The sequence below is a fragment of the Bradyrhizobium sp. JYMT SZCCT0428 genome (genome assembly GCF_018131075.1).
Classification (GTDB): domain Bacteria; phylum Pseudomonadota; class Alphaproteobacteria; order Rhizobiales; family Xanthobacteraceae; genus Bradyrhizobium.
Genome location: NZ_JAFCLS010000099.1, coordinates 1 through 12,412 on the forward strand (window position 1 = coordinate 1; position 12,412 = coordinate 12,412).

Annotated in this window: 13 protein-coding genes and 2 pseudogenes; 7 read left to right on the forward strand and 8 right to left on the reverse strand. The window is 59.9% G+C overall.

From position 1 onward, the window contains the following. The 3 genes from JQ575_RS45425 to JQ575_RS42365 form a co-directional block, all read right to left on the reverse strand. The coding region (locus JQ575_RS45425; protein ID WP_249167287.1) for an SAM domain-containing protein at positions 1-399 on the reverse strand (399 nt) is incomplete at its 3' end. 208 nt (positions 400-607) lie between these two features. Next, positions 608-1,510 (reverse strand): hypothetical protein, encoded by a 903-nt coding sequence (locus tag JQ575_RS42360; protein ID WP_212039075.1) that lies wholly within the window; start codon positions 1,508-1,510, stop codon positions 608-610. A gap of 108 nt (positions 1,511-1,618) precedes the next feature. Next, a complete protein-coding gene (locus JQ575_RS42365; RefSeq protein WP_212039076.1) occupies positions 1,619-2,137 on the reverse strand; it encodes a hypothetical protein in 519 nt (172 codons plus the stop codon). 1 nt (position 2,138) lies between these two features. Here JQ575_RS42365 and JQ575_RS42370 point away from each other — a divergent pair. From JQ575_RS42370 to JQ575_RS42385, 4 genes and pseudogenes are all read left to right on the forward strand, one after another. Next, positions 2,139-2,333 (forward strand): annotated as a pseudogene (locus JQ575_RS42370) (LuxR C-terminal-related transcriptional regulator); the annotation flags it as partial. Positions 2,334-2,548: 215 nt separating this feature from the next. Then, on the forward strand, positions 2,549-2,896 hold the full coding sequence (locus JQ575_RS42375; protein WP_312016126.1) for a response regulator: 348 nt from the start codon (positions 2,549-2,551) through the stop codon (positions 2,894-2,896). Between the two features lie 381 nt (positions 2,897-3,277). Beyond that, entirely contained in the window at positions 3,278-3,748 is a 471-nt protein-coding gene (locus JQ575_RS42380) for an FAD-dependent oxidoreductase (RefSeq protein WP_249167289.1), read from the forward strand. Between the two features lie 413 nt (positions 3,749-4,161). Continuing rightward, positions 4,162-4,482 (forward strand): hypothetical protein, encoded by a 321-nt coding sequence (locus JQ575_RS42385; protein WP_212039078.1) that lies wholly within the window; start codon positions 4,162-4,164, stop codon positions 4,480-4,482. A gap of 100 nt (positions 4,483-4,582) precedes the next feature. Here JQ575_RS42385 and JQ575_RS42390 read toward each other — a convergent pair. Further along, positions 4,583-4,759, reverse strand: a pseudogene (locus tag JQ575_RS42390) (DeoR family transcriptional regulator); the annotation flags it as partial. Positions 4,760-5,004: 245 nt separating this feature from the next. On the opposite strand from JQ575_RS42390, the gene JQ575_RS42395 reads away from it, so the two are divergent. The 3 genes from JQ575_RS42395 (at position 5,005) to JQ575_RS42405 (ending at position 6,752) form a co-directional block, all read left to right on the forward strand. After that, positions 5,005-5,445: a nuclear transport factor 2 family protein gene (locus JQ575_RS42395; RefSeq protein WP_312016128.1), complete on the forward strand. Its 441-nt coding sequence runs from the start codon at positions 5,005-5,007 to the stop codon at positions 5,443-5,445. A 204-nt stretch (positions 5,446-5,649) separates the two neighbouring features. Then, a complete protein-coding gene (locus JQ575_RS42400) occupies positions 5,650-6,318 on the forward strand; it encodes a recombinase family protein (protein ID WP_212039079.1) in 669 nt (222 codons plus the stop codon). A gap of 224 nt (positions 6,319-6,542) precedes the next feature. After that, complete coding sequence (locus JQ575_RS42405) at positions 6,543-6,752, forward strand: hypothetical protein (protein WP_212039080.1); 210 nt, start codon at positions 6,543-6,545, stop codon at positions 6,750-6,752. Positions 6,753-6,802: 50 nt separating this feature from the next. On the opposite strand, the gene JQ575_RS42410 is transcribed toward JQ575_RS42405, so the two are convergent. From JQ575_RS42410 to JQ575_RS42425, 4 genes are all read right to left on the reverse strand, one after another. Further along, on the reverse strand, positions 6,803-7,771 hold the full coding sequence (locus JQ575_RS42410) for a calcium-binding protein (RefSeq protein ID WP_212039081.1): 969 nt from the start codon (positions 7,769-7,771) through the stop codon (positions 6,803-6,805). A gap of 217 nt (positions 7,772-7,988) precedes the next feature. Next, the gene (locus JQ575_RS42415; protein WP_212039082.1) at positions 7,989-10,064 is read right to left on the reverse strand and encodes a tandem-95 repeat protein; all 2,076 of its coding nucleotides are present in this window, start codon (positions 10,062-10,064) and stop codon (positions 7,989-7,991) included. Next, the gene (locus tag JQ575_RS42420; protein ID WP_212039083.1) at positions 9,985-10,452 is read right to left on the reverse strand and encodes a Calx-beta domain-containing protein; all 468 of its coding nucleotides are present in this window, start codon (positions 10,450-10,452) and stop codon (positions 9,985-9,987) included. The genes JQ575_RS42415 and JQ575_RS42420 overlap by 80 nt, the downstream gene beginning before the upstream one ends. 1,356 nt (positions 10,453-11,808) lie before the next feature. Next, a complete protein-coding gene (locus JQ575_RS42425) occupies positions 11,809-12,003 on the reverse strand; it encodes a hypothetical protein (protein ID WP_212039084.1) in 195 nt (64 codons plus the stop codon). Between the last annotated feature and the right edge of the window lie 409 nt (positions 12,004-12,412).

Below are 12,412 nucleotides of genomic sequence, written 5' to 3' on the forward strand. Positions count from 1 at the left end.
GGTGGGCTGGCGCGCGGGCGTCAATGCTTGAATGGCCCTAAGCAGCTTCTTGCGGTGACCTAGAGAAGATACTCCGATTTTTTCGAGATCATTTTCCGTCAAATCCGGAAGGACGGAGTAGTCAATATTGTTTTCTGCGAAGGTTTTGGCGTACTGGCCTAGACCGTGTCCACCCAGCCACTCGGCTATGTCGGTGGTTGTTGTCCTCGTCATTGCAGAGGCCCTTGCCCGCTGCCGTAGTTCATTAAGAAAGAGTTTGGCTTCAGACTCAGCATCTGGTGCCTTTTGCTTGCAACCAGGAAAGCGTTCTCCCGCGCATAATATCATCTCCCGCACAACGATATCATATGGGCGTTCTTTGACCGCCGATAATAGGCTTTTCCCGGCGTCGAAGCCCAACTGCAGCTTGGCGCAACGACGCCAGCGCTGGGTGCCCTACCCAGCTACCCATGGCGGCCGAATCGCGAGCAGTCACGCGGCCCTCATCGTTTTAAATCGCAACCGTGCTATACCCTATGGGAGAACCGGATACCCTATGGGAGAACCGGCGCGTCGTTTCTCGTGCCTCGCGCCATGCCAAACTGCGATGACTATCGCGCTATTCCGCTCATGCTGTGGGCCTAGCGCCGCGCTTTTCACCGTGCAAAGGATATGAGGTGCGACGATACGGGAGCGCCTCTCCGAGCGCCTGCTCAAGCTCCTCAAGCATCTCAACTTCGGATTTGAGAAGCTCGTGATTATATCCCTCCGCCAGGATCACTGCCGATTCATACGTCTCCTGAACGACCCTGATACGGTCATTCGCGGGAAGGGAGGCAACGAACTCGATCGTTTCTTTGACGTGAGCCGCTTCGCTTCCGAGGGAGCTGTGACTTCTGAGGAAGCGGGTTGCATCGACGTCAGGCGGACACATCGCCCGCACCTTCTCGATATCGGTCTCCTGCTTGAGCGCAGCGATGCGTTCTAGGCAGTACGAATAGCCGATGCAGCCCATCGGATAGTCCTGGACGCAGAGATCATCGAAGCGCTTGCAGAGCGGCTTGATGCCCTCCGGGATAAAGCTAGCGACGAGTCGCTCGCCGGGCACACCCAGCGCACGCAGATCCTTGAGCGCGAGCCTGTCGTGACCGGTCTCCTCGCGCGCACGCTCTTCCAAGTAGGCCGCGACCTCGGGCCTCCCCAGCTCGTTGAAGCGCCCGGCGGCGCGCCGGAGATTTCGAGGCGTGTCGACAGAGGTGTGATAGGCGCCGGCCAAGGCGACAATATAACCGGCGATTGTCGGCTCAGGGCGCGCAAGGCGCTTTTCGATTCCGGCAAATCCCAGATTTACCGCGCCGTCGAGCAGCCCGACCGTGCTGCCCGCCGAGCCCACACCTGTCATCGGTGTCGCGAATGGATCTACGCTTTCTTCCGTGCCTCCCGTGGCATGAAACCAAACCTCTCCCGACTCGCGAGCGATGATCGAAATATCGCCCGTGACGTTGACCCACTCCGTGACCAGCCGTGCCATTCGAAACCTCCACTTCCGAGTGTACACCCGTGTATTCTTGCTGGATGCGACCAAAACACGCGCCCAGTTAGAGACAACCTGCCGCATCCGAGACGGATTGCAATACCGCTAGATTCCGTTCGGCGTGATGGCCATCAGCATCTTAGCCGTCTCAAGGAGAGGCGGCCCACCAAAAGTCGTCGCACGTGTATTTCTCGGCAACACAAAAACGACTCCGTTCGTTGCCGTTAGGCCTGCGTCTAACAAATTGAAACCCTCTTCGTACTCGTCTTCCGTGATCAAGATCGGTTGCTCCAAATAGATACCCCGAGCCGCGAGAACCGCTTTCGCCGCAACCGAGCGCGCTTGGTACTGCGCCGGGTTCGTTGCAGGCGTGATCAGATTGGGGTGGGCACCTGTCCACATGTCGACGATCAATTGTGCGAGGCCATCATTTTGATACGAGAAATCAGCCACCTTATCTTCTAGGTCTTTTTTCGGAGTATTTTGCGGGTCAGCGTAAATCCCGCGTTTTTTCTTCGGCCCGGCTGCCTGCGCTGCTATGTCAGCGTTGCGAGAAGCGCGCGAACGACATCCAGTTTGGTCCGTTGGGACCTGCTTCCGGCACACTTGAACGGGCGTTTGCACGTCACCGCGCCAGCGGCAGGTCTTCGACCTTATCGTTGTCGGCAAGACCAACAAGCATATCGCCCGCGCTTTGGGCGGGACCGAGCGCACGATCAAGGCTCACCGGCAGCAGGTGATGGAGAAGCTGCAGGTTCGAGGCGTGGCGGAGCTTGTCGCGTTCGCCGAGCGTGCAGGCGTCACGTCCGGTGCCCGATGATATTCGTAAAATCATCAACCGTTTTTGGCTGTTATTGTCCTATGGGACACTAGGAAGTCCGTTGTGCGGGGCCTAACCATTCGGTTTGGATGTTGAACCACCAGCCTTTAGAGGCTCAACTGGTTCGCATTTTATGCAATCCATAGCAGCCCATTGAAGCTGCGTGGCGACGGCCCGATGGACATCACTTTTTGCCAAATAGAAATGTCGTCTTAGTGGTCGATGATGACCCCGGGATGTTGAAGGCGGTGCAGCGCTTGTTGCGGCAGCACGCCTACGAACCCATCGTGTTTTCAACCGTGCAGGCTTTCAAAAACCACTACTCCGATTTAGAGAACGCCGTTTGTGTCATCCTCGACATCAACTTGCCGGACGGATCAGGCATCGAGTTGCGGGAGGACCTAAGAGCTGCAGGTGTCTCTGTGCCGGTCCTCTACATCACCGGGAACGCGAACCCTAAGGTCCGAGAAGCTGCGCTCGCATCCGGATGCGTGGCTTTTGTCACCAAGCCGTTCTCAGCGCGCGAGCTAATCGAGCCGCTCAAGAGAGCATCGGGCGACTGAAGATTAGCGGCAGCATCACGGCATGAAGCTACACATGGTATGTCACTTTTGAAGTTCCGACAGATGGTACGCTGTCAAGACGGCGACATCCGCGCTTAACCAAGACGTTTGAGACCGAAGCAGCGGCTAAGAAGTTTGCGCGGACCATATTCAGCGACGGACTGATCGTCACTGCGGGGACCATCATTCCCCACCTGCCGAGAGTGGCGATCCCATCAGTGGATAAACCCGCTTGGCTTGAAGCGCGCGGCCCAGTCGATCCAGATCAATAACTCGGCCCTCAACGATAAGTGACATGCTCCGGGGCAGGAAGCCGGAGCAAGAAAATGGATCAAGGTTCAAAGGCCAAGCAGGTCTGTCGGCGCAGCGTTCTCGCTTTTCTTGGATACGCGGCCAGGCCTCGTAGCGGCCGCGCCGCTGACCAATGTCGAGACACTCGAACTCGATCGACTGCCTGACCACTTAATCGTGCTTGGCGGGGGATATATCGAGCTGGCACAAGCCTATCGCCGTTTCGGCAGCCGCGTCAGTATCGTGGAGGTCGAGCCAGAGCTCGCCGGCCGAGAAGATCCCGACGTCGCGGATGCAGTTCTGGAGATGCTGCACGACAACGGCATAGAGGTGCATCTTGGGGGGACAGGGGTTTCTTGCACCATCGCCGCCATCCTCTCGATCGAAAAGGGCGCACCGGGCGAGCGCGCGTTCAACGAGGCGTTCGCGACGTGGGAGCTGTCGCATCCCACAGCCACAACCGCACAACAAGCACCGGCCACGCCGAACGGTGGCGGCTATCCGTCTCAGGTCGAACGCGCGTTCAACGAAGCATTGCGGTATGCTCCCGTTGGCCAGTGACCATGCGCGCCGACCTCGGCGACAACGCACGTCGTCGGGAGACGGGAATGCCGTTGCTTTTTTTGGATGGACTTCAGCCGCAGATGCGCAGACGAAAATTCGGAGTGACGAGGCCACCGCACTCAGCGTCGGTCAAGGCACTCTGGTCCCTTGGTCCGGGCCGGCGCCATCGGGGATGACGTCCACGCTGACGGCGAGATAAAGTTCGCCCCCCACGGCTACGACGCCCTCACCATCGCCTTCGAGGTGTCGACCCTCAACCGCGCGAATTGTTGGATGCGGGTGCGTTGTACCATCATCGACGAATGGTCCGGCAAGCGGCGCGACTTCGACGACGAAATTTCCCTCGCCACAGTCCGCCACCCCGGCGGTGGGCGGCGATGGTGTTTTGTCTGCCCCGCCCAGGGGGGCGGGTGCGGAAGCTCTACCTGCCCTCCGGGGCGCGGCATTTCCGGTCCCGGCAGGCCTACGGTCTCGCCTACGAAACCGAGCGCCTGGACGATACCGAGCGGGCCTGGCGGCGCGTGCGCAGATGCCGCCGGCAGCTCGGCAGCCACCCGGACGGTATCGGCCGGCCCTACCCTGAGAAGCCGGCGGGGATGTCGGCGGCCAGGTACGCCTATCTGCTGGACCGGCTCGACGCCGCCGAGGATGACTTGGGCCTGCCTTTGACCCTGGGCGGGCCGCGGTTTGCGTACCGCCCCGACCGCCATAGGTTGCACGGCAGACCATAGGGCTTGCCCGTCCTCGGGCCATTTCGGATCAATGTCGGCTACCCATCCTCCTCAACAGCCGACATTACGAACGGTGGCGCCAGGTCAATGAACTTCGTGGAACGGCTCGGCCGCCGTGGATCCGGGTCAGCGAGCGGTGGTCGCAAAGATCGTTGAGGTCCTTGCGGATGGTCTGCGCCGAGACCTCGAAAGGGCGGGCGAGATCGTCCACCATCACCCGGCCGTAGGCGCGGGCGATATTGAGAATTTCGGTTTGGCGGTGGGTCAGGCCGGTCACGGGGCACCTTGGGGCAATGGGCGCCCATGGTGCGGCGGTTCCGGGATCGGGTCAACGCGGGAGATTGGCTACGCTGCCAACTCTCAACCGAGCATCGGATTACAGTAAACGATCCCCGGAGATCAGCCGTCACGCATGGGACAGAGCCACATTCGCAGTGCAGCATCCTGCGTCGCCTTGGGCGAACGCTCGACAAGCCAGCCAGCGGCTGCAACACTGCCCTCAACCAAAACATGGAGGAAATGATGATCAATCGTCGCATGCTGATGCTGCCTGCCCTTTCCATTGGCCTCCTGGGCGTGGTGCCGGCCTTCGCCGGCGCGGATGAGGATGCCGTCGCAAAGGGCGTCGAGGCGTTCCGCGTGGCGCAGTTGGCCGGCAATGCCGAGGGGATCGCCCCGCTCTGCGCGGAAGAACTCAGCTACAGCCACTCCAGCGGCGCGGTCGACGACAAGGCGAAGCTTCTGGCAGGCGTCAAGAACGCGAACTACAAATGGACGTCGCTTGACTACAAAAATCCCACGGTCCGCATCGTCGGCCCGGCCGCCATCGTGCGGTTCAACTTTGTCGGCGAGCAGGAATTTACCGACGGCAAGAAAACACCGCAGAACTTGCACATCCTGATGAACTGGCAGAAGCAGGGCAACGACTGGAAGCTGCTGTCGCGCGGGGCGACCAAGCTTTAATCTGCCTTCCCATTCCGGGATGTTCCGGAGGGCCAGACCTCAGCGGCGCAATTGCACATCTGAGGTTCGCGCGTTGCGTGCCGCGCCGCCGCGCTGACGGCTGCTGGCAAGTGCGCCTGGACCGGCCCGCCGGCCCTTCCTGCGCCTCCGCTGTAAACGCGCCCGGATACACGTTGACAGGTTTACAGCGTCAACGAGGAACCGATGGCCGTTTACTCCTACACCCGCGTCTCGACCACCGCTCAGGCCGAGGAAGGCGAAAGCCTCGGCGCCCAGCAGCGCCGAGTTGAGGGCTACGCCATGCAGCACGACCTGACCGTCGACCGGCACTTCGTCGAGCGCGGCGTCTCCGGCTCGGTGCCGCTCGTCGAGCGGCCGGAGGGCAAGGCGCTGCTTGCGATCCTGAAGCCCGGCGACGTGCTCATCACGCCGAAGCTGGACCGCATGTTCCGCTCCGCCCTGAACGCGCTCGGCGTGCTCGAAGGCCTGAAGCAGCAGGGCGTCAGCCTGCACATGATCGATCTCGGCGGCGACGTCACTGGCAACGGCATCTCGAAGCTGGCGTTCACCATCCTGAGCGCCGTCGCCGAAGCGCAGCGCGACCGCATCCGCGAGCGCATCGCCGATGTGAAGCGCGATCAGAAGACGCGCGGCCGCTTTCTCGGCGGCAGCCGACCGTTCGGCTGGCAGATTGCCGCCGGCGGATCGCTTGAGCCGCTCGAAAGCGAGCGCAAGGCGCTGCTCGCAATGCGCCGGATGCAGAAGGAGGGCAAAAGCCTCCGCGCCATCGCGACCACGATGCAGGCGCGCGGGTTTGCGATCTCGCACCAAGGGGTCAAGCAGGCGCTGGCACGCTTCGGCGAGGCCGGATGATCCAACGCTGCCGGGGGTGGGGACCTCCGGGGGCTATGTCCGGGGTTCGATATCGATCAGGTACTGGAACCGTCTCAGTTCACATTCCCGCGCGCAGCGTCAGGCGTTATTGCCCCTGCCCGGTTAAGGTACCGGCTTTCAGTTTTGACGAATGTGGGCGCGCAGGGGCAGGCAGCGATGCACCTTCTAAACACCGCGCGCCGCAACAGGCTGAGGAACTTCCGATGGGCACCAAAACCAAATCCGGGTTCACTGGCGACCTTCACCTGATCATGAGCCACGTCCACGCGCTAGTCGAAATGACGGTCGCTTCAGACGAAAATGGCGACATCGCCATGACGCCCGCCATCCTCGATCAGGTTAGGGTTATTCCAGGATGCAGTCTGGATGCGTTCGGGCTGAAGCGCGGGCCGATTATTCCGCCCGGCACCTAACAACGCGTCCGCGCCGGAGCATACCGAGTACCGCGTTTTATCATCGCGCCTTAGCTTGCGATTGAAAAGTTGCTGGCCGACAAGGTTGCTGCTGTTGCTCCGTTGAGCCACACAGCGGTATCGCCATCGACTTGAACGACGAAGTAAGCGCCGTTCTGGTACGAATGAGACAGCACATCGGCGAAGGACGTAAAACCGGACCCGCTCAACAGCACGGTGTCGAGGCTGGGCGTCCAGTCCTGCACGACTTGAACACCGGGTACGTCATTCACAACGAACGTATCGTTGCCGACACCGGTGCCGGGACCGCCGCCGTCGCCGCCGAAGTAATAGTTCACGCCTGTGCCGCCGTCGAAATAGTCGTTGCCCGCGCCACCGATCAGAACGTCGACACCATCGCCGCCAAACATCTGGTCGGAGCCGGACCCTCCGTAGAAATAGTCCTGACCGGCATTGCCAAACATGCTGTCGTTTCCGTCATCACCGATCATTACGGAGTTGCCTAGGGTGGCGACCAGAACGTCATTACCTGCTCCGCCGTAGGCCATGCTGCCATTCCCGGTTGAGAGATAGATGAAATCATTCCCCGCATCGCCTTCGAGAAGGTCGGTTCCGCCATCACCAATGAGCGTGTCGTTACCATCGCCACCGAAAACAGTGTCGTTACCGAGGCCACCGTAAGCAAGGTCATTGCCCACCTCTTCGTACAATGTATCGCTGCCTTCACCACCGTAGAGCCCGTCATTTCCTTCACCTCCCCATAGCAAATCGTCGCCACGATCGCCATCTACGAAGTCGTCCCCTACGCCTCCGAATAAAAAATCGCGACCCTGGCCTCCATAGATAATGTCGTCGCCCGTTCCCCCGTAGAGCGCGTCGACACCCTGCCCTCCGTAAAACGTGTCGGCACCGTCGGTTCCCCCGTATATGTAGTCGTCGCCATCGAGACCATAAAGCGTGTCGTCAACGTTGGTGCCGAAAAGGGTATTGCCCATGCTGTAGTCAATTACCAATGCCATCGCTTACCCCCTAGCTGAGTTGGCTGAGATTAACCCGGCGTGCCGGCCATTGCGACTGCCTTCGCTAGAGAACGTCCGCCGCATGTCTCACAAGAAGCGCGCCGACGACACGCACCACACTTGTCACCCACTAGGAGAGACGTATGAACATCGTCGTATCGTGCCGAAGAACCAGAAACGACGCGATCGCCCTTCATGACTGTGAGCAGCGAGAGACCTAAGTAAACGAGAACATGCTGGCGTCAAGCTTTCCGGGGGCGACGCCGATCAGCCACGCGGCGTTACCGGCAGCATCGGTGATGATCGTCGTATTAATACCCGCGGCGTAGAACTCCGCCGCCTGCACGTCAGCGAACGAATGTAGTGAGGTCCCAGAGAAATCCAGAACGTCGTTGACTTTTCCGGTGTTGAAGTCCTGGATCACCATGACCTCGGCGTGGGTATCGTCGATCCTGAAGGTGTCCGAACCGCCACCGCCCCACACGTAGTCCACGCCACCACCGCCGGTGACGTTATCCGCGCCGATCCCATCAGAAAACACATCGACGCCAGCGCCCCCTGTCACCGTGTCACCGCCGTTGGAGCCGTACACGTAATTTTGGCCCGAACCGCCGTAGATCACATTGCCGTCGGGCTCACCGGACGAGATAAAGATGTTGAGGCCGGAGCCGCCGGCCATGGTATCAACGCCGGCGCCGCCGTAGAAATAATTGGCGCCGACGCCGCCGTAGAGGTAGTCAGCGCCATCTTCCCCAAACATCACGTTGACATCCGAGGCAGCCGTGCTGTCAGAACCGACGAGCGTGTCCGAGCCATTGCCGCCGAACAGGTAATTGAAACCCGGCCCGCCGTAGATCGCGTCATTGCCGCCTTGCCCTAGCCGGACATCAAGCCCGGCTCCGCCGACGAGAATGTCGTCTCCTGCACCGGCATAAATGTAGTCGTTGCTGTCGCCACCATTGCCATAATCATTGCGGTTGCCAAGCACGAGGATGTCGGCACCGTCACCGCAATAGGCGATGTCACTATCATCGGTGCCGTAGATGGCGTCATTTCCGGCAGTCCAGTTGCTGGTTTCTCCTACGACATTTTGAATTGTGACCGCGATCGACTGGGAGTCGATGCCGCCATGGCCGTCTGAGACCTGCACGGCCAAGTCGTAGACGTTGTTGCCACCAGCATCGGTCGGCGCTTCAAAGTTTGGTGCTGCAATGAATGAGAGTGCGCCCGTCGTAGAGCTAATGGTGAACTTACTCGCGTCCGCGCCACCATTGATCGAGTAGATGAGCGTCTGCGCGACGTCAGGGTCGGTTGCAGTGATGGTCGTGACCGCAGCGCTGTTCTCAGCAATGGATACCGCTGCCGTGTTGCCGCCGCCGTTCGAGGTGATCACCGACGCCTCGTTGACGTCGGTTACCGTGACCGCGACAGCTTGAGTGTAAGTGCCGCCATTGCCGTCTGAAGCCTGGACGATCACATCGTAGACGTTGTTGCCGCCGGTGTCGGTCGGCAGTTCAAAGTTCGACGCGGTGACGAACGATAGCGCCCCTGTCGATGAGCCAATGGTGAATTTGCTCGCGTCCGCGCCACCATTGATCGAGTAGATGAGCGTCTGCGCGACGTCAGGGTCGGTCGCCGTCACGGTGGTGACCGCAGTGCTGTTCTCGACAATACTTATCGCCGCCGTGGCGCCGCCGCCGTTCGACATGACCATCGGTGGGTCGTTCACCGGCGTGATATCGAGCGTGGCGTTGGTCGCAACGGGAGATGCAATTCCGTCCGTTACCGAATAGGAGAACGTAACCGAAGTGTCGTCGTTTGCCGACGGCGTATAGCTCCAGGTGCCGTTGTGGTTGTCGGTCAGGGTGCCGCCGCCGGATGCAATGACTAGCCCCATCGCGGTTAGCCCGGGACCATCGACGTCCGAGGCGTTAGCCAGGAGCTGCGCCTGGGTGATCAGGCGAACGCCGCTGTCCTCAGCGATCGCACGGAGCACGACCGGGCCGCTCACCATCGGTGGGTCGTTCACCGGCGTGATGGTGAGAGCGAACGTGTCGGACGCGCTGAGTAACCCGTCACTCGCGATCACCTTAAGCGCGACCTGGCCACTAAAGTTGGCCGGTGGAATTCCGGAGAAGCTGCGGGTTGCGGCACTGAAGGTCAGCCAGTCGGGCAGCGCACTCGCCACGTATGCAAGTGCATCGTCGTCGACGTCACTGAAGGCGTTGGAGGGAATGGTGAAATTCCAGGCAGTGTCCTCGGGCGAGCTTTGATCTGCGATGGCATTGGCCACCACTGGGTGCGTGGTTAGCTCCAAGCTGGTCGTTACCAAGGATGTTGCCCGAAAGTTGGCGAGCACCACTTGCGAGGTCAATCTGTGCGCCGGTCGCAGATATGATCTCAAAATAATAGAACTCGTTACCCTCGTAGAGCGGGTCCTCGTATATCGCCGTTGTGAACGTCGCGGTCGTCTGCCCCGGCGCAAACGTGATCACCTGATCGGCTACCCCGAGGTCGGCAGACCCGGCATAGCCTGCCGACGCGATATCTTGTCCTCGCACCGTGACCGTCACGGTCTGGCTGGAGGCCGCCGACAGCGTCAGGGTGTGCGTGAGCGAGCCCGCGCTCTCCGAGACGTCATTGCCGCCGTTTGGCGCAGCAAAACGAACTAGCGTTGTCAAAGTTTACGTCCCTTCCAAGGTCCAGTCGGAAAATTGTCGCTTTGACCCCGTCCGTCCACGCGACAATCGTCAGGCATACTCTGCGCAGCTTGAACCTGCGCAGATGCGACCCGGTGTAGTTGTGTTGATGAGAAATTCAGTGCCAATTTTTTGCGGAAACGTAAAAGACATCGTGCTTTTCAGTGACGGTCATTGTGTCGCGCAGGAGCTTCAAAAACGGTCGATCTAACTTCGCGCCAACTCCTGTTGTCTTCCGCCAATTGAGCATGTCGCGAGAACTCTTCAACGCGGAAGCAGACTTCCGGTATTGACAGATGTCGCTGCAAACTTCTTTGGGGTATCGAAAGAAATTTTCAGAGCCGCAGACGCGTTTTGCGGGGCAACGTGAGTATCACTTCATCCGAAATCGATCACGAACCTCCGTAGTTGTACTGAACGCAGCAGCCGGGGTAATCAGCCAGTGATTGCCGAACAAGCGCAAGTAGCAATTATGAGTACACGCCCTACCCCTATTCTGTCCATCCGGCGTCATTGAATTGGGATTGGTAGGCGACTTGTCGGCCCAGTTTTATCGGCTGCATAACCGCGTTGCACCGCTTGGCTTCCAAAGCACCGACACGAGGCGGTTTCTAACCGGGCACATGAAGTACCGGCAAAGACCAGCCCGACGCGATGTGTGCCGCGAACTGCGGGCAGCTTGCCTCAACAAGGACCAGTTGGGCGAACAAGGCGAAGGGAACTGCCGTAGGTATCGACAGACCTGTCGCTGAGCACCCGAAATGGGCCGCCTTATTTGGCGGCCTCTTTCATAGAAGCCCGTCAATCGGGGCTTAATGTTGTTACGCCGACCACTTAACTTCTTCGCGCCGGCTTCAAGGTCGGGACGGGATGGACTTGAACGACTTCATGCTGCTGGCCTGCGCCGTGCTGAGCTTACGATACTGAAGTTACCGGCCGTCAGCGTCGCCGCCGTCGCGCCGTTTAGCCAGACCGCAGTATCGGTGTCCACCTGCAGAACGAAGCAAGCGCCGTCTGGTAGGAGTGCGATATCACGTCAGCCAAAGACGTGAAGCCGGAGCCTGTCAGCAACACGCTGTCAGTGGTGGCATTCCAATCTTGAATTACCTCGTCCGCCACCCGACATTGCCGGGGCTCCTCGGCCGAACGTAGTAACCCCTGAGAGGTCAAAAGGACTAAGCATCGTTATTAGTTCTATTGCCGGCGATCTCGCCCCGCTATCAGCCGCCAGATGGCGGCAACGGTTGACAGCGCAAGGCGCAAAGCGAGGACGAGTAACGTAATTTGCAGCCAGATCACGCCACCGATTTCCCGGACGACAAACTCCATTCGCGGCCCCTAGGGTGGCGGCACCGCGTCGCCGACGGCCTCGACGCCGCGTTGCATCAGTCGCTGCGCGCCCGTCAAGAGCTCGGGTTTTTGATAGAAAGCAGCGACGATCAGGACCCATGCCAAGATCACGGTGAAGGTCCGGAACGAGAGGACCTTGAATTGATACCCGAGCCCGGGGCGGCCTTCGTCGAAGCGTGGCATCGTAAATCCCTTGATGAACTGACGCACAGCCGGGCCAACGTTAGCGAATGGCGGCAGGTTCCAGGACGGTCACCCGGGTGCACGTCCCGGCGCGGTCCAGATCATTTGTCGTTTTTCGGAGCAGACTACGGCTTTTCGTTTCCGAGCTTTAGAAGGCCGCGGATTACGTCGTTGTAAGTCGTGGCTTCGGTCTTGCGGCTCTCAATGAGTGCGCGGAGTATGAAGCCCGAAATCAAGCTGCTTTTAGTCGGACGTCGTGGCATGTGGAGGGGGTGGGATGCGGACCTCGGAGAATCAACCCCATGCTCTCGGATATGCGCCGGGCGAACGTTGCCTTTTGGGCACTTCGAGTTTGCGCTCTGCTAGGTCTGCTATTGGGTAAATCGGACATGGTTAGACCTTGCCAGCT

Bases quoted from the DNA above. Each gene is read 5' to 3' on its own strand.
- JQ575_RS42400 (WP_212039079.1), top strand. From the start codon at position 5,650: ATGGCCGTTTACTCCTACACCCGCGTCTCGACCACCGCTCAGGCCGAG.
- JQ575_RS42360 (WP_212039075.1), bottom strand. From the start codon at position 1,510: ATGGCACGGCTGGTCACGGAGTGGGTCAACGTCACGGGCGATATTTCG.
- JQ575_RS42395 (WP_312016128.1), top strand. From the start codon at position 5,005: ATGATCAATCGTCGCATGCTGATGCTGCCTGCCCTTTCCATTGGCCTC.
- JQ575_RS42410 (WP_212039081.1), bottom strand. From the start codon at position 7,771: ATGGCATTGGTAATTGACTACAGCATGGGCAATACCCTTTTCGGCACC.
- JQ575_RS42425 (WP_212039084.1), bottom strand. From the start codon at position 12,003: ATGCCACGCTTCGACGAAGGCCGCCCCGGGCTCGGGTATCAATTCAAG.
- JQ575_RS42405 (WP_212039080.1), top strand. From the start codon at position 6,543: ATGGGCACCAAAACCAAATCCGGGTTCACTGGCGACCTTCACCTGATC.